Origin of the sequence: Roseibium sp. MMSF_3412, from assembly GCF_030733265.1 — a bacterium.
In the GTDB taxonomy this organism is placed as follows: domain Bacteria; phylum Pseudomonadota; class Alphaproteobacteria; order Rhizobiales; family Stappiaceae; genus Roseibium.
In genome coordinates this window covers 69,895-86,179 of the sequence record NZ_JASHJI010000010.1, presented here as the reverse complement: position 1 = coordinate 86,179, position 16,285 = coordinate 69,895, and the positions used below count along the sequence as shown (strand labels likewise).

The window sequence follows — 16,285 nt, the reverse complement described above, 5'->3', positions numbered from 1 at the left end:
CTAAACCTGAATTGACGGCTTGCCTTTTCCGACAGGGCAAGGCATGTTCCGTCTTGGTCCGAGGGGTGTTCCGGTTTCCGGAACTGAGATGGCTTACCGCCGAACCCTTAGAACCTGATCCGGGTCATGCCGGCGAAGGGACGGAATCCTTAGCCTATTCCCGGATCTCCAATGTCAGTTTCGGCCGTGTCAGCGGACGCTTGATCGTGTCAGATCGATTGTCCTCTGAAGATGGCCAGGGAGCGTGAACGTCTTGCGGGTAAACGGATCGCAAGCGGCATCGCTCCGGGACGGGAGATCCTTTGATGTGTTCAGATCTGACTTCGGGTCGGTGCCTGGCCGTTGATAAAGTCACTGGCGTGACGGCTTTTTCCAGAGGAGCCCGAACGTGACGGCATTGCTTTTGAAAAGCGGCAAGGCCGCACTCGGGCTCGCCGTGTGCGTCGCCTTGTGGGCGATGCTTGTGCGGACGCTGAACATAGAGCCCTACATGCTGCCCGGTCCGGAGCGGGTCTGGTTGGCGTTCACCTCGAAGCCGGACTTCTTTTTGCACCATGCCGGCATCACCGCCTACGAGACGGTGCTGGGGCTTGTGTTCGGTGTCTTGGCAGGGGCGACCAGTGCTATCCTTTTGTGGACGTTTCCCCTGACACGGCCCGCGCTGCTTCCGCTTATCCTCGTGACGCAATCCCTTCCGGTTTTCGCGATCGCGCCGATCCTGGTGTTGTGGCTGGGGTGGGGACTGGCGTCCAAGGTCGTGATGGCCGTTCTGGTCATCTTTTTCGCGGTCACCTCAACCATGTATGACGGCCTGCGGCGGATGGATCCCGGCCTCGTTGATCTTGCCCGGCTTTACCGGCTGCCCCGCCTTACCGAACTTTGGATGCTGCGCCTTCCAGCAGCTCTGCCGGCGCTCGCCTCGGGAATCCGGATCGCTGCCGTGTTTGCTCCCATCGGCGCGATTGTCGGCGAATGGGTGGGCGCGAAGGGCGGGCTTGCCTTTGTCATGCTGCACAGCAATGCGCGGGTGAAGACCGATGAAACCTTCGCCGCCCTCATTCTGCTGGCGGTGATGGTTCTTCTCTTGCGGGCCGCGGCGGACGCGTTTGCCCGGATGATTGTCCCCTGGCAGGTCGAAAACTGACTGCCTTTTCCTGGAGGAATGAATGAAAACCAACGTCCTTTCATTGGCACTTGCCGCGGCTTTGCTTGCAAGCGCACCGGCTCACGCCGCGGACAAGCTGACCGTACTGCTCGACTGGTTCACCAATCCGGATCACGCACCGGTCATCACCGCGCAGACAAAAGGCTTCTTTGAAGCGCAAGGCCTGGAGGTCGAACTGATCGAACCGGCCGACCCGGCGATGCCGCCGAAACTGGTCGCGGCCGGGCAGGGGGATATCGCGATCTCCTATCAGCCGACGCTGCATGCTCAGATCGAAGAAGGCCTGCCGGTCTCCTGGATCGGGACACTGGTTGAAACACCGCTGAACTCGCTGATTGTTCTGGAAGATGGTCCGATCAAGAAGCTTGAAGACCTCAAGGGAAAAACAATCGGTTATTCGGTTTCAGGCTTCGAGGATGCCATGCTCGGACAAATGCTGAAATCGGTCGGCCTGAGCGTTGATGATGTCGAACTGATCAACGTGAATTTCTCCCTGTCGCCCGCGCTCATGTCCGGCCAGGTGGATGCGGTCATCGGCGCGTATCGAAACTTCGAGCTCACGCAGCTTGAAATCGAGGGAAAAAAGGGCGTTGCCTTCTTTCCGGAAGAAAACGGCGTGCCGATCTTCGACGAGCTGATTTACGTTGTGAACAAGGACAAGACGGGCGACCCGCGCTTTGCGAAATTCCTGGCTGCCATCGAGGCCGCCACCGTCTATCTCACGAACCATCCGGATGACGCGTGGGATGCCTTCATCGAGGCCTATCCTGAACTGAATGACGAATTGAACCGGCGCGCCTGGGCGGACACGCTGCCGCGATTTGCCAAGCGTCCGGCAAGTCTCGACGAAGGCCGGTATCAACGTTTTGCCGAATTCATGGCCGAGGCGGGGCTTATCAGCAAGGTCGTTCCGGTCGAGAGCTATGCCGTCGAGATCAGATGACGACAGCCGGGGCCGGGGGCCGCATCGTTTCCTGTCCTGAATGCTCTTGCAAAAGCAAAAAACGCCGGGGCTCTGCCCCGGCGTTTTTTGTTGGTTCAGCAGCGTCTGCCGTCAGGCGACCGGCTGCTGTTGTTCCTGAGCGCGCGCATTGTTGCGCACCGCCTTTTGAACTTTTTCAAAGGCACGCACCTCGATCTGGCGCACGCGCTCGCGGCTGACACCGAATTCGCCTGACAGGTCTTCCAGTGTCATCGGGTCCTCGGCAAGACGGCGCGCTTCGAAGATGCGGCGCTCACGCTCGTTGAGCACATCCATGGCATCGCTCAGAAGCTTGCGGCGCATGTCCAGTTCTTCCTGGTTGGCGAGCAGGGTTTCCTGGCTGTCGCTTTCATCAACAAGCCAATCCTGCCACTCGCCTGCGTCCGCCTCGGCGCGCACCGGTGCATTGAGGCTGGCATCGCCGCCCAGGCGCCGGTTCATGGATACCACTTCTTCCTCGGAAACTCCGAGGCGCGTTGCGATCTCCTTGACCTGATGCGGTTTCAGATCACCCTCATCGAGCGCCTGGATCTTGCCCTTCAGGCGGCGCAGGTTGAAGAACAGGCGTTTCTGGTTGGCGGTCGTGCCCATTTTCACGAGCGACCAGGATCTCAGGATGTATTCCTGGATCGCTGCCTTGATCCACCACATGGCGTAGGTCGCCAGGCGGAACCCCTTGTCGGGTTCGAAACGCTTGACTGCCTGCATCAGGCCGACGTTGCCCTCCGACACGACTTCGCCGATCGGCAAGCCGTAGCCGCGATAGCCCATGGCTATCTTGGCGACCAGTCGAAGGTGGGAATTCACGAGACGTTCGGCAGCTTCAGGGTCTTCATGCTCCTTGTAGCGCTTGGCGAGCATGTACTCTTCCTGCGGCTGCAGCATGGGAAACTTACGAATCTCATCCAGGTAGCGGCTCAGGCCACCTTCCCCGGCTGTGAGAGTAGGTACGTTTTGGGCCATATTATGCACCCCCTTTCGTCATGTCGCATCCTCCCTGCCTCCCGCTGCTCCGGTTTACGCAAGCACTCCATGTCAGAGGAAAGGTGGACGCAGAATCGTGTCCGTTAAAGGCACACAAGAGATACTAATATAGGTTGGAAAATGCCGATTGCATGGCACGTTCGCGCAATTCCATCCTAAAATTTTTGTAACGAAGCCAAAAGATGTGCAAAATCAGCTGGATAGGGACTTTCAAAACGCAGTGTCTCGCCGTTTGCCGGATGCATGAAAGCCAACAATCCGGCATGAAGGGCCTGTCTGCCGAAGCCCGATACTGTGCTTTTGAGAGGTTCATCCAGGCGATTGATCTTCGTCTTGAAGCCGGAGCCGTAGTCCCCGTCACCGATCAGCGGGTGTCCGATATGGGCCATGTGAACACGGATCTGATGAGTGCGGCCGGTTTCCAGGCGGCATTCGATCAATGACGCGAGATCTGCCTGTTCGGCCGGACCGAAACGCTCCTTGACCTGCCAGTGCGTAACGGCTTGCCGCCCGCTGGTCTTGACCACAGCCATTTTCTGCCTGTTGCTCTGGGAGCGGGCCAGATTGGCGTCGATCGTGCCCTTCAGGCTGGCTGGAGCTCCCCAGACGATCGCGGCATAGGCACGCTCAAGCGGGCCGCTGCGGCCATGATCTGCGAACTGACCGGTCAGTCCCTGGTGCGCCTGGTCCGTTTTCGCCACCACCAGAAGACCGGAGGTGTCCTTGTCTATCCGGTGCACGATCCCCGGACGTCTGACGCCGCCGATACCCGACAGGCTGTCGCCGCAATGATGGATCAGCGCGTTGACAAGCGTGCCGGTCCAGTTTCCGGCCCCCGGATGCACAACAAGTCCGGCAGGTTTGTCGACAACGATCAGATGTTCATCCTCGTAAACGACATTGATCGGGATGTTCTCGCCTTTCGGCGTGGGATCTTCCGGTTCCGGCAGCGTCAAAGTGAGCGCATCTCCTTCATTGACCCGGAATTTGGGTTCCACTATTTTCGCGCCGCCGACGGTGACGTCTCCGGACTTGATGAGGGACTGGATCCTGTTGCGGCTCAGCGCATCCAGATGCGCTGCCAGAACCGCATCCAGCCGTTTCCCGGCATCGGCTGCATCTACTGTCAATCTGAAATCCGTGTCGGGGTCGACCGGATCTTCATGGGAAACATCTGTCATGTCACACCCTGATTTTCGGGACGAGGACCAGAAAGAACCGCCGCTCGATCCGGCTGCCGAACGCATCCAGGCAAGACTGAAACGCCTGCTTTTCGGATCGTCCCTGATCATGTTCGCGGGTTTGTTCGCTGTCTTTGCAGCAATTCTCTACAAGATCAACACCGATGATACCGATATTTCGCAGGATGCGTTCGCCTCGTCCATTGTCGTCGGCCCGGATGCCGAAGTGCTTCAGGCAACCGTTGCCGACGGAATTATCTTCGTTCTGGTGAAAGAGGGGAGCAAAACGGCTCTTCTTCGCATTGACCCGGTGAGCGGCAAGCAGATCGGCCGGACCGATTTCGTTGCGCGGTGAATCGCTGCCGTCGGCGGTGCAGGATCGTCATTCGCGTCGATTTGATGAAAAACACCGGCCGGTGACACCAAAGCGAAAAAAGGGCTTGCGTCTTTGGCCGCGCGGTCTTATACGCACGAACCTCGGCTTGATACAGACATGTTTCGAGCCATTGCGCGCCCATCGTCTAGCGGTCTAGGACGCCGCCCTTTCACGGCGGAAACACGGGTTCGAGTCCCGTTGGGCGTGCCACTTTCCTCGAGCATATTCCCTAAGCACGTTGCGCATGGAGCCGCCGGCTTCGTGACCGGCTCGAGGCGCGCTTCTTCGGCGATCTCGCGCAATGCCTGCCGCGTGTCCCTCGTTCAGTTCCGGCACCGGCCGTTCGGATTGGACCCGCAAGGCAGGCGTCACGTCTCAGGGGGACGTTGCCCGGTTTCAATCAGTTTGACCTCGGCATCGCGCGCGATTTTCGCGAAATTCGGATCGGGGCAATAATCGGTCACGAACGTGGTGACCTGAGAAAGATGACCGACCCGCACCGGTGCCGTCCGCTCGAACTTGGTGCTGTCGGCGGCAAGGATGACATGGCGGGCGTTGTCCATGATGATCTTGGTGACCTTGACCTCACGGTAGTCGTAATCGAGCAGCGACCCATCCGGATCGACGGCCGAAGCGCCGATGACCGCAAAGTCGACCTTGAACTGGCGCATGAAGTCGACCGCCGCCTCACCGACGATGCCGCCGTCGGCGTGACGCAACACGCCGCCCGCGATCACCACTTCGATCTGGGAATAGCCGCGCATCAGGCTGGCGACATTGATGTTGTTCGTGATCACCATCAGCCCGCGGTGTTGCAGCAGGGCCTGAGCCACTGCTTCCGTCGTCGTGCCGATATTGATGAAGATGGAAGTATTGTCAGGGATGAGCGCGGCGACGCTTTCGCCGATGTCCGCCTTTTCCTTGCTGGAAATGATCCGCCGGGCCTCGTAGCCGACATTCTCGATGCCAGAGGAGAGCAGGGCGCCGCCATGTGTTCTGGCAAGCAGGCGCCGTTCGCACAGTTCGTTCAGGTCCTTGCGGATTGTTTGCGGGCTGACGTCGAACCGTTGTGCCAGATCGTCAACGCTGACGCGCCCCATCTGCCGCGCAAGTTCGAGAATTGCATTGTGACGTTCAATCAGCATTTAAAGGAGGCTTTCAGGGGAATGATCCGAGCGCCGCGCAACCCGATGATTGCGGCGTTCAGGCAACAACTTTCTTGTTTTGTTTGGTGGGTTTGTCTTCCGGGTCGGTGTCGGTTCCATTGTCGGTGTTTACCTCCGTTTCTACCGGCGCGCTGTTTTCTTCCGCCGGCTTCTTTCGATTGGAGGCAACGATCCTGCTGACAAGGGCCTCGGCAGCCGTTGCGATCTCGGTTGGCTTTGCGGCAGGTGCCTCTTCCTTTCGGGGCGCTATCTTTGCCGCTCTGACCCTTATCGACCTCGGTTTGGCGGTCTTGCTGTTCGCCACGACCACGTTCCGCGTCTTGCTTTTCCCCTTCTTGTCGTCTGATCCGTCTTCAGCTGCCGGGGCGTCAGTCTGCGTTTCTTCGGGCGCAGCTCCATCGACGGTGCCGGCAAGTCTGGCGGCGAGCGCCTTGAACTCCTGCCTGAGTTCAATCAGGCCAGGGGCTTGCACAAGGTCGCTCTTGAGCTTCTCCAACTGACCGGTCATCCTGTCCAGGGTGCGGTCTTTTGCAACGAGTTCAGCTTTCTGCTGGACGTTCATGCGTTTGAGTTCGTCGACCTCTTCCGAAGGCGCATCTGTCTTTTGCTGGATGTCGCCGGCATCCCTCACTTCTCCGGCGTCCAGAAGCAGTGACAATCTGGTCACTTCCGCCTGCGCGGTCACGTATTTCGATTCCGTATCGACAAGCTGCGCTTCCAGCTTGGCGATCTCGGACACCTCCGGGCTGTCCTGTGCCGGTTGCGCCGGCAGGTTTTCAACCGCCTCATATTTGGACAAACGAGATTTCAACGTCGCCACTTCCGCTTCCAGACCTGTGATCTGGGCGAGTGCCATCGTACCGGCTGCCGGGAGCCAGTCATTGCTGTCCCCGGTTTTGTCCTCGGGCTTTTGCAACGGTTCTTCGTGGACGGGTGTTTTCCAGCTTTCGGCGAGTGCGGCTTCCGTTTCCGCAAGCTTCTCCTTCAAGGTAGTCACCTCGGAAGACAGAAGGTCAACGGCTTTCTGATCGCCATGCAGAGCGCCAAGCTTGGATTCCAGTCCCGAAACCTGGGCCTTGTGTCCGCGGTTCAAACCTTCAATTTCTGTTCGCAGACGCGACACTTCCAGATGATGCTTGGCGGCCTTGGCGCGTTCGTCATCGAGTTGCCGCTCAACGCGCCTGAGTTCGATGGCGTGCCGTGCTCTTGCCTGGTCCTGCGCTGCGCGAACTTCGGCGTAGCTTGACGGATTGACGGCGCGCAGCGCTTCTTCGGTCAATCGGGAGGCCCTCCGGTAGAAGGCAGGGAGTATCGCAAGACCGATCAGGCCGGCCGCGCAAAACCCCAGTGCAATATACATGACCGCTTCAATCACGTCGGGTTCCCGGTGGTTCTCCCAATTTCATATTCAATCATTAGACGACACAGACCGTTTCGCCAAGAGCCGACAGACTTTGGCAAGATCAACTTCCCGCCTGTGCATATTGACGAATCCGTTTCGTCAGAACGGATTCCAGGTCGGTTTCGGTGTGAACTTCAGGTAACCCATGTTCAGGCCGAGACGTGCTCCGACGCCCGCTTTCACGGGAACAAGAATGGTCTCGTTTCTCAGGAGCACGGTCATGCCGGCTCCGCCGACCAGATAGGCGGACCCGTTGACGCCGGCGAACCGGTCGTAAATGGAATCCACGCTTGGAAGCTTGTAGACGAGCATCATGACGCGCGCGCCGTCGGCGCCGAAGTCCCATCCAAGCGACGGACCCTGCCAGAAGACCTTATGGTTGCCGGCATTGCGCGTATAGAGGTGGCCCTCGCCATACCGGGCACCGGCGACAAATGCTCCCGATCCCTCTTCGCCGAGGATGTAGCCGTTCGGTTCGCCGTATCTGGAAAAGGCGCGTTCAATGACGGAGGCAAGTCCGCCGGAGACCGAGCCGAAGAACTCGTGGCCTGTCTTCAGGATCTCGTCTTCGTCGTAGGTCTGGGCGCTGTCGATCGGTTCCGCACCGGATGTTTGAGCCAGGGCGAAGCTCGGAACGGCAATCAGACAAAAGCACAGAAACACAGCTTTCAACAGGGATGCCACTTGCCAGTCTCTTGTTGCCATTAATTGGGACTCCTCATCATCTGCCGGATGAGGCGCATTGTCTTGAAGTGCCTCAGCCCGTACGCTGGATCGCAATAGAATCAAACTGATTCGCGCAAGCCTCGGTACACTACATAGCCGAATCGATGAAAAGCTGGCCTGAAAAAAAGACATGGATATGTCTTTCCATTTCAATGAGCACCCTTCTGGGGGCTTTCGCCTATGAAGTTGCCGCGCGTCCCCAACTTTTCGTGCCCGACCCGATTACCGGATACGCCATCGGCGGGCACGACCCGGTCAGCTACTTTGTTGACGGACGTCCGCGCAAGGGTGACAGGCAAAATGAGCTTGCGTGGGGAGGGGCGGAGTGGATCTTCGTGAATGAAGGCAACATGGCCGCCTTTGAACGCAATCCGGAAACCTATGCGCCCATGTTTGCAGGTTGCGGCGGCTATGCACTGTCAGAAGGCTTTGCCACCGCAGGAAATCCATTCATTTACGCTGTTGTGGAGGGGCGGCTCGTCTTTTTCCATTCCGTCGTAAATCGCTTCTTATTTGTGATCAACGGCGCCCAGCTTGCCAAGGACGCGCAATCCAACGCGCGCAGCGCCGGCTGCACGCCTGCGCTTTAGGTCTTTTCGATCGCCTTAAGGTTGCTCGAATCTTGTCTCAACCGCTGAAATCCGCGAAACAGGCAACTTTCATCTGGATGATTCGGTCTGGGCAGCGGCGTTGTCTTGGCAGCGGCTTTGAGGATGTGTAACCCTTGCGCAACGCAACGCGAATCAGATTTTCGCTTAGACCCTTTCAAAAGAGCCTTACAACGTCATGTCAGCACTTAAAGAGCTTTCCTCCCTGGACCTAGCCGCCCTGGTTGCCAGCCGCGTGTGTCACGACATCATCAGCCCGGTGGGTGCGATAACGAACGGTCTTGAAGTCCTCGACGAAGAAGGCTCCGAAGACATGCGCGATTTCGCGATGGACCTCATTCGAAAGAGTGCGCGGCAGGCATCGGCGAAACTTCAGTTCGCGCGCCTGGCATTCGGCGCGGCCGGCTCCGCGGGGGCGGAGATTGACCTGGGTGACGCCCAAGTTGTTGCCACAGGCTTTATGGAAAACGAAAAATCCGATCTAGTTTGGCAAGTTTCCCGGCATCTGATGCCGAAAAATTACGTTAAACTCTTGCTTAACCTCATTCTCATTGCCAATCAGTGCGTGCCGCGCGGCGGTGAAATCAAGGTGGATATGGAAGGGGATCCGCAATCGCCATCCTTCACCTTGCATGCCAGCGGACTTAATCCGCGTATCCCGCTTGGAATGAAGGAAACGCTGGACGGAGAGGAACCGGAGCGCATCGATGCACACTCGGTTCAGCCGATCTACACTTTGCTTCTGGCGCGTGAATCCAACATGGTATTAACAATAGATAAACAAGAAGAATTGGTAAAAATCACGGCCCTTCCAAAGGTCTGATACACTTCGATAAAAGTGTCCGCTCGTTTCAGCGTATCTTAACTCTTTGCCGTCAACCTACTCTCATGGACTTTTCGGTCCAGACATCCGTTTAAGGATGCGGAACCAGTAACAAGTCGGGTGAGAGCAGGCCATGGACGACCTCCTCAGGGAATTTATTACCGAGACGAACGAGAGTCTCGATGTTGTTGACGTAGAGCTCGTGAAATTCGAGCAGGAACCCAACAACGCAACAATTTTGGATAACATTTTCCGTCTGGTGCATACGATTAAAGGCACCTGCGGATTCCTGGGCCTTCCCCGGCTTGAAGGTATTGCGCATGCGGCGGAAACGCTCATGGGCAAGTTTCGCGACGGCGCACCGGTCACGCAGGAAGCTGTCTCCCTGATCCTGATATCGATCGACCAGATCAAGGACATTCTGGGCGACCTGGAAGCTGCCGAGGGCGAAGAGCCGCAAGGTGACGACAGCGAACTCATCGGAAAGCTCGAGGATATGTCTGCCAAGGCGGATGCCGCGATGGCCGGTGAGACCGTAGAGGAAGCCGAAGCGGCTCCACAGGAAGCGGAAGCCGAGGAACCGGCTGCGGAAGAGGCGACCGATCAGACGCTTGAACGCCCGCTGAGGCCTGGCGAAGTTTCCCTCGATGAGCTTGAACGTGCTTTCCAGGAAACCGAGATCGAAGTCGAGGTGGCCGAAGCGGAAGTCGTTGAGGCCGAAGAAGCGCCCGAAGAGGCAGAAGAGCCTGCACCAGCGCCCGCTGCCGCCAAGGCGGAAACCAAGGAACAACCGAAAAAGGCTGAGGCTGCGAAAAAGGCCGGCGGTGAAGGCGGCGAAAAGAAAGCTGCCGGTGGCGGGGTTTCCAACCAGAGTATCCGCGTTGCAGTCGATACGCTTGAGCATCTGATGACGATGGTCTCGGAGCTTGTGCTGACCCGCAACCAGCTTCTTGAAATCGTGCGCCGTCACGAAGACAGCGAATTCAAGGTGCCGCTGCAGCGCCTGTCCAATGTAACTGCCGAACTGCAGGAAGGTGTCATGGCGACACGGATGCAGCCGATCGGCAACGCCTGGCAGAAACTGCCGCGTATTGTGCGCGACCTGAGCCAGGAACTCGAAAAGCCGATCGACCTGGAAATGATCGGCGCCGATACCGAACTTGACCGTCAGGTCCTTGAAATGATCAAGGATCCCCTGACCCACATGGTGCGCAACTCGGCCGACCACGGTCTGGAACGCCCTGAGGAGCGGCGCGCCGCCGGCAAGCCCGAGAAGGGTATCATCACGCTGGCCGCTTATCATGAAGGCGGGCATATCATCATCGAAGTCCGCGACGACGGTAAGGGCATCGACGTTGATCGCGTGAAGGCCAAGGTTCTGGAACGGGGACTGGCCTCGGAATCCGAAGTCGAGAAGATGACGGACAGCCAGATCCACAAGTTCATCTTCCACGCGGGCTTCTCCACCGCAGCCGAGGTCACCAGCGTCTCTGGACGCGGCGTCGGCATGGACGTGGTGCGGAACAATATCGAACTGATCGGCGGTACCGTCGATCTGCGGTCGGCGACCGGCAAGGGCTCCAGCTTCATCATCAAGATCCCGCTGACCCTGGCGATTGTCTCCACACTGATCGTCGAGGCAGGCGGTGACCGTTTCGCCATCCCGCAGCTCTCGGTCGTGGAACTCGTGCGCGTCCAGACCAATTCGGAGCACCGGATCGAGCGGATCAAGGACACGCCGGTCCTGCGCCTGCGCAACAAGCTGCTGCCATTGGTGCATCTGTCGCAGCTTCTGGGAATTTATGAAGGCGAGGACGCCGACAAGGCGATCGACGAGGACAACGGTTTCATCGTTGTCATGCAGGTCGGAAGCCAGACATTCGGCGTGGTCGTGGACGGTGTCTTCCACACGGAGGAAATCGTCGTCAAACCGATGTCGACCATGCTCCGCAACCTCAACATGTTCTCCGGAAACACCATTCTGGGCGACGGTTCGGTTATCATGATCATCGATCCGAACGGTATCGCCGGCGCGATGGCGAGCCACGCATCGAGCTCGGTCGCCGAGTCGGAAGAAGAGGAGCAGGACGACCTGCAGAGAAGGTCCATGTCCGGTCAGACGTCTATCTCGCTGCTGCTGTTCCGCGCGGGTGCCCCGGAGCCGAAGGCGGTGCCGCTGTCGCTAGTCACGCGTCTCGAGGAATTCGAGGTCTCGAAGATCGAGCGTTCCAACGGCCGCGACCTCGTGCAGTACCGCGGCGCGCTCATGCCGCTGGTCTATGTCAACGAAGGCGATTGCCACAAGACGGAAGGCACGCAGCCGATGCTGGTCTTCTCCGATGCCGGCAGGTCCATGGGTCTGGTCGTCGACGAGATCGTCGATATCGTCGAAGACCGCATGAACATCGAAGTCGGATCGGAACGTCCCGGTATTCTCGGATCGGCGGTCGTCAAGGAACGCGCGACCGAGATTATCGATCTGGGCTATTACCTCCCGCAGGCCTTCGAAGACTGGTTCATGCGCAAGGAGATGGATATCGAAGCGCTGACGAAGAAAGTACTCTTCGTGGACGACAGTTCGTTTTTCCGCAACATGCTGACACCCGTCCTGAAAGCGGCCGGATATGATGTGACAACATGCACCGGACCTCAGCAGGCGTTCGAGCTTCTGGAAAACGGCGACAAGTTCCACGCGATCGTCAGCGATATCGAGATGCCTGAAATCAACGGTTTCGAGTTCTGCGAATCCCTGCGCCGCGATCCGCGCTTCCGCAACATGCCGATGCTCGCGCTTTCATCGCTGGTGACGCCGGCTTCGATCGAACGTGGCCGCCAGGCAGGCTTTGACGACTACGTTGCGAAATTCGACCGCCCCGGGCTGATCGCCGCCCTGAAAGATGTCTTCTCCAATGAATTGGGAGTAGCAGCATGAGTGTGCTGGAACACAAACTCAATGCGGACGCGGATGAAAACGCCGCAAGCGACATGATCCAGTATGTGACCGTGGTGATCGGCGGACAGCTGTTCGGGCTGCCGATCTCCCAGGTACATGACGTTTTCGTGCCGGAGAGCGTGACGCGCGTGCCAATGTCGGCGCCGGAGGTGCAGGGGGTTCTCAACCTGCGTGGCCGCATCGTCACTGCAATCAACATGCGTCGCCGGCTGCACCTGCCTCCGCTCGAAGACGAGCAGATGATGGCGGTCGGCATCGAGTACAAGCATGAAAGCTATGGGCTCGTGATCGATACGGTCGGAGAGGTTTTGAATCTTCCGGCCGCCTCGGCGGAATCGAACCCGTCGAACCTGGATCGCCGGTGGGCGGAAATCTCGGGCGGTGTGCACCGTCTCGACGGACAGCTGATGGTCATTCTGGATGTCGACCGTCTGCTGGGTGCAATGTTTACCGAACCGATGGCAGCAGCGTAACGGGCCAATGGCCCACGAGTGGAGTAACAGGTGATGAAACAGTGCCTCGTCGTTGATGACTCGAGTGTCATCCGTAAAGTGGCCCGCCGGATTCTCGAAGACATGAACTTCGAAATCGAAGAAGCGGAAGACGGGCAACAAGCGCTCGACGCCTGCCGCAAGACAATGCCGGACGCGATCCTGCTGGACTGGAACATGCCCGTCATGGACGGACTGGAGTTCCTGACAAGTCTGCGGACGGAAGAAGGTGGCGAAAATCCCGTGGTTGTTTTCTGCACGACCGAAAACGACGTCGCGCATATTGCCCGCGCTATTCGTGCAGGGGCAAACGAGTACATCATGAAGCCGTTCGACAGGGAAATCGTCGAAGCCAAGTTTCAGGAAGTCGGTCTTATCTAGTTTCGAGTTTGGGCAGTCTTTATGGCATTAGCGCAGAGAAGTGCTCCTGTGGGCGCTAACCCCGGCAGTGACCCTATCAAAGTCATGGTTGTCGACGACGCCGTCGTTATTCGCGGTCTTCTGACCCGTTGGCTCGGTGATGACAAGGGCTTGAAAGTCGTGGGTTCTCATCGGAACGGCAAGCTTGCCGTGGACGATATTGAAAAAAGCAATCCGGACGTCGTTGTTCTGGACATCGAGATGCCGGAAATGGACGGCATGACGGCGCTGCCGCTGATGCTGGCCAAGAAGCGCGACCTTGTTGTCATCATGGCGTCGACGCTCACCAGGCGAAATGCCGAAATCAGCCTGAAGGCGCTGTCGCTCGGCGCGGCAGATTACGTTCCGAAGCCTGAATCGAATTCGGAAGTCACAACATCGGTCGATTTTCGCCGAGAGTTGATCGACAAGGTCAAAGCGCTTGGAGCGCGCGCAATCCGCATGCGCGGCCCGGCGAGAACCATGCGCGCAGAAACACGGGCTGGAAAGACCACTCAGCCGGTCAGGCCAGTTTCCGCGCGGCCGGCGACCGATACGCGCGCCAGTTTCCGCGGTGCTGCCCAACCTGCTGCCGCTGCAGCTGCGCCGAAATTCAAGACACGGCCGTATTCCTCGGCGCGCCCGCGTATTCTGACGATCGGATCATCCACCGGCGGTCCGCAGGCGCTACAGGAGATGATGAAGGAAGTCGGCACCGCGATAAACGACGTTCCTGTCGTTATCACACAGCACATGCCCCCGACTTTCACGTCGATCCTTGCCGAGCATCTCGGCAAAGCCGCTCTCAGGCCTTCCAAGGAAGGTGAGGACGGCGAGACGCTCAAGCCTGGCAACATCTATGTTGCACCAGGCGGCAAGCACATGATCATCGAGAAGGATGGCGGGGCAGTCAAAATACGACTGACAGACGGCCCTCCGGTGAATTTCTGCAAACCGGCCGTCGATCCGCTTTTCGACAGTGTTGCCAAGGTCTATGGCTCGGCAAGCCTTGCCGTTGTCCTGACCGGAATGGGACATGACGGCGCGGACGGGGTGAAAACCATCGCGTCCGGCGGCGGCAGTATCATCACGCAGGACGAGGCGACAAGTGTTGTCTGGGGGATGCCGGGCGCTGCCGCGGCGACCGGCATGTGCTGCGAAATCCTGCCGCTGAACCAGATTGGCCCGAAAGTTTCACGCGTATTGAAGGGGAATACACGATGACTCCCGGCGAGTTCGAATTCCTCAAGACGTTTCTCAAGACGCGTTCTGGTCTGGTGCTGTCCAATGACAAGCAGTATCTTGTCGAAAGCCGGCTGCAGCCGATCGCCCGGAGCTCAAAGCTGGAGACACTGAGCGCGGTGATCCAGACCTTGCAGCGCGGTGGCAACAGGGCGCTTGAAACGGAAGTCATCGAAGCGATGACGACCAACGAGTCGTTCTTCTTTCGCGACAAGACGCCGTTTGACCACTTCAAGGACACGATGCTTCCGGCTCTTCTGGAAGCGCGCAGTACACGCAGACAGCTGAAGATCTGGTGCGCGGCGGCGTCGACCGGACAGGAACCCTATTCGCTCGGGATCTGCCTCAAGGAAGAAGCATCCAAGATGCCGGGTTGGCGCACGCGGGTTCTGGGAACAGACCTTTCCCAGGAAGTGCTTGAAAAGGCCAAGACCGGTCTTTACAGCCAGTTCGAAGTCCAGCGCGGCCTGCCGATCCAGATGCTGCTCAAGTATTTCGACCAGAAGGGCGACATGTGGCAGATCAACGCCGGAATGCGGGCGATGATCGAATGGAAGCAGTTGAACCTGCTTGAGAGCTTCACGCATCTTGGCGAATTCGACATCGTGTTCTGCCGCAACGTCCTGATCTATTTCGATCAGGCGACGAAGTCCGAAATTCTCGGCCGGCTTTCCCGCACACTTCCCGATGACGGCTATCTCGTCCTTGGGGCGGCTGAAACGGTGGTCGGTCTGACCGACGCCTTCAAGCCGGTGCCCGGAAAACGGGGCCTGTTCCAGAAGAAGCAGGCTGTTCAGGCAGCCACAGGAACGCCTGCTGGGCCGCAGCTGGCTGTCGGCGGCGGAGCCAGTTTCCGGCGATAACAGTCTATAGGGATCAAAGGGCGGTCAGGTGGCCGCCCTTCTTTCTTCCGCGTCCAGGGCTTCGACTTTGCCGCGCACCACATCGGCGTATTTGCGGCTTACCGGCACGCGTTCGCCATCTGTGAGTTCAAGCCAGAGCCGGCCGTCCTCCTTGAGCAGACGGATCATGGCTTCAAACGCGACCCAGTGACTTCGATGCACCTGCATGCCCGCCTCAGCAGGCAATTCCGCAACAATGTCGTTGAAGCGATATAGCACCATCCGGTTTTCCGATGCGGTGGTCAGACGGACATAATGCTCCTGCGCCTCGGCGCGCAGGACCGGTGCCGTCAGCGGCGGCTCAAGATGGCGCTGATATCCGCTATCTGGAACATGTTTTTCAGCGGGAGTGGGATGCGCCTGCTCCGGGCCGTCCGATGGCATCTCCGTTTCGGGCGCAACCTGGCCGGGTTTCCTGCGCGTTGCTTGAAAAAACAACGGGATCGACAGGAGAGCGCAAAGCACGAAGTGATTGTCGGACAAATAGACGATTTCCAGCAGGAACGAACCGATATGTGTCTGACCGCCTGACGGCGTGCTTCCTGCGGCTGTTGCAGATGCGCTGGTTCTGACCAGTTCGTTGAGCTCCGGCAGTCCCAGAATGAGGTCGAGAGCGGTCACCGCAAGGGCGAACGGGACGAGGCTGACCAGAGCGGCCAGGACAACCGACCATCCGATCCGGCCCCAGGTGCCGGGCAGCCTTGCAAACAACTCGAGAAAAGCGACGAAAAGGCCTGCTTCCAGCAGAATGCGGATGCTCCAGTAAAGATAGAGCCCTGCCAGAGGCCAATTGTCCGGACGCTGGATCTGCGTCGATGCCAGCAACCCGGCTGAAGCCAGCGCCAGCAGAAATGCCTGAATTTTATAGGATCGGATCATTGAGCG

16 protein-coding genes, 1 tRNA gene and 1 riboswitch are annotated in these 16,285 nt (G+C 58.5%); of the genes, 11 read left to right on the top strand and 6 right to left on the bottom strand.

Annotation, left to right across the window (positions count from 1 at the left end):
• Positions 1 to 51: 51 nt before the first annotated feature.
• Positions 52 to 158: riboswitch (TPP riboswitch) on the top strand.
• A gap of 299 nt (positions 159 to 457) precedes the next feature.
• Both RBB49_RS17820 and RBB49_RS17815 read left to right on the top strand, forming a co-directional pair.
• Positions 458 to 1,144 (top strand): ABC transporter permease, encoded by a 687-nt coding sequence (locus RBB49_RS17820; RefSeq protein ID WP_306144339.1) that lies wholly within the window; start codon positions 458 to 460, stop codon positions 1,142 to 1,144.
• A gap of 22 nt (positions 1,145 to 1,166) precedes the next feature.
• A complete protein-coding gene (locus RBB49_RS17815) occupies positions 1,167 to 2,108 on the top strand; it encodes an ABC transporter substrate-binding protein (protein ID WP_306144213.1) in 942 nt (313 codons plus the stop codon).
• A gap of 111 nt (positions 2,109 to 2,219) precedes the next feature.
• Here RBB49_RS17815 and rpoH read toward each other — a convergent pair whose 3' ends face one another.
• Together rpoH and RBB49_RS17805 are read right to left on the bottom strand one after the other, a co-directional pair.
• A complete protein-coding gene (gene rpoH, locus RBB49_RS17810; RefSeq protein WP_306144212.1) occupies positions 2,220 to 3,110 on the bottom strand; it encodes an RNA polymerase sigma factor RpoH in 891 nt (296 codons plus the stop codon).
• Positions 3,111 to 3,286: 176 nt separating this feature from the next.
• On the bottom strand, positions 3,287 to 4,312 hold the full coding sequence (locus tag RBB49_RS17805) for an RluA family pseudouridine synthase (protein WP_306144211.1): 1,026 nt from the start codon (positions 4,310 to 4,312) through the stop codon (positions 3,287 to 3,289).
• Here RBB49_RS17805 and RBB49_RS17800 point away from each other — a divergent pair.
• Complete coding sequence (locus RBB49_RS17800; protein ID WP_306144210.1) at positions 4,311 to 4,667, top strand: hypothetical protein; 357 nt, start codon at positions 4,311 to 4,313, stop codon at positions 4,665 to 4,667. The two genes, RBB49_RS17805 and RBB49_RS17800, sit on opposite strands and share 2 nt — an antisense overlap.
• A 155-nt stretch (positions 4,668 to 4,822) precedes the next feature.
• Positions 4,823 to 4,898, top strand: a tRNA-Glu gene (locus tag RBB49_RS17795).
• 158 nt (positions 4,899 to 5,056) lie between these two features.
• Here the strand turns inward: RBB49_RS17795 and RBB49_RS17790 are convergent.
• The 3 genes from RBB49_RS17790 to RBB49_RS17780 all read right to left on the bottom strand — a co-directional run bounded on the left by RBB49_RS17790 (position 5,057) and on the right by RBB49_RS17780 (position 7,961).
• Positions 5,057 to 5,833: a DeoR/GlpR family DNA-binding transcription regulator gene (locus tag RBB49_RS17790; RefSeq protein ID WP_306144209.1), complete on the bottom strand. Its 777-nt coding sequence runs from the start codon at positions 5,831 to 5,833 to the stop codon at positions 5,057 to 5,059.
• A gap of 58 nt (positions 5,834 to 5,891) precedes the next feature.
• A complete protein-coding gene (locus tag RBB49_RS17785) occupies positions 5,892 to 7,214 on the bottom strand; it encodes a hypothetical protein (RefSeq protein ID WP_306144208.1) in 1,323 nt (440 codons plus the stop codon).
• A gap of 141 nt (positions 7,215 to 7,355) precedes the next feature.
• On the bottom strand, positions 7,356 to 7,961 hold the full coding sequence (locus RBB49_RS17780) for a DUF1134 domain-containing protein (protein ID WP_306144207.1): 606 nt from the start codon (positions 7,959 to 7,961) through the stop codon (positions 7,356 to 7,358).
• Between the two features lie 173 nt (positions 7,962 to 8,134).
• Here RBB49_RS17780 and RBB49_RS17775 point away from each other — a divergent pair, with 173 nt between their 5' ends.
• The 7 genes from RBB49_RS17775 (at position 8,135) to RBB49_RS17745 (ending at position 15,361) form a co-directional block, all read left to right on the top strand.
• Positions 8,135 to 8,572, top strand: a complete 438-nt coding sequence (locus RBB49_RS17775) for a YHS domain-containing (seleno)protein (protein WP_306144206.1) — start codon at positions 8,135 to 8,137, stop codon at positions 8,570 to 8,572.
• Between the two features lie 196 nt (positions 8,573 to 8,768).
• Positions 8,769 to 9,413: a histidine phosphotransferase ChpT gene (gene chpT, locus RBB49_RS17770; protein WP_306144205.1), complete on the top strand. Its 645-nt coding sequence runs from the start codon at positions 8,769 to 8,771 to the stop codon at positions 9,411 to 9,413.
• 133 nt (positions 9,414 to 9,546) lie between these two features.
• The gene (locus RBB49_RS17765; protein ID WP_306144204.1) at positions 9,547 to 12,345 is read left to right on the top strand and encodes a hybrid sensor histidine kinase/response regulator; all 2,799 of its coding nucleotides are present in this window, start codon (positions 9,547 to 9,549) and stop codon (positions 12,343 to 12,345) included.
• Positions 12,342 to 12,839 carry a chemotaxis protein CheW gene (locus tag RBB49_RS17760; protein ID WP_306144203.1) on the top strand — a complete coding sequence of 166 codons (498 nt, stop codon included), beginning with the start codon at positions 12,342 to 12,344 and terminating at the stop codon, positions 12,837 to 12,839. The genes RBB49_RS17765 and RBB49_RS17760 overlap by 4 nt, the downstream gene beginning before the upstream one ends.
• A gap of 33 nt (positions 12,840 to 12,872) precedes the next feature.
• Entirely contained in the window at positions 12,873 to 13,238 is a 366-nt protein-coding gene (locus RBB49_RS17755) for a PleD family two-component system response regulator (RefSeq protein WP_306144202.1), read from the top strand.
• Between the two features lie 21 nt (positions 13,239 to 13,259).
• Positions 13,260 to 14,480: a chemotaxis response regulator protein-glutamate methylesterase gene (locus RBB49_RS17750; protein WP_306144201.1), complete on the top strand. Its 1,221-nt coding sequence runs from the start codon at positions 13,260 to 13,262 to the stop codon at positions 14,478 to 14,480.
• Positions 14,477 to 15,361, top strand: coding sequence for a protein-glutamate O-methyltransferase CheR (locus RBB49_RS17745; RefSeq protein WP_306144200.1), 885 nt, complete (start codon positions 14,477 to 14,479; stop codon positions 15,359 to 15,361). The genes RBB49_RS17750 and RBB49_RS17745 overlap by 4 nt, the downstream gene beginning before the upstream one ends.
• A 24-nt stretch (positions 15,362 to 15,385) precedes the next feature.
• Here RBB49_RS17745 and RBB49_RS17740 read toward each other — a convergent pair whose 3' ends face one another.
• A complete protein-coding gene (locus RBB49_RS17740; RefSeq protein WP_306144199.1) occupies positions 15,386 to 16,279 on the bottom strand; it encodes a LytTR family DNA-binding domain-containing protein in 894 nt (297 codons plus the stop codon).
• Between the last annotated feature and the right edge of the window lie 6 nt (positions 16,280 to 16,285).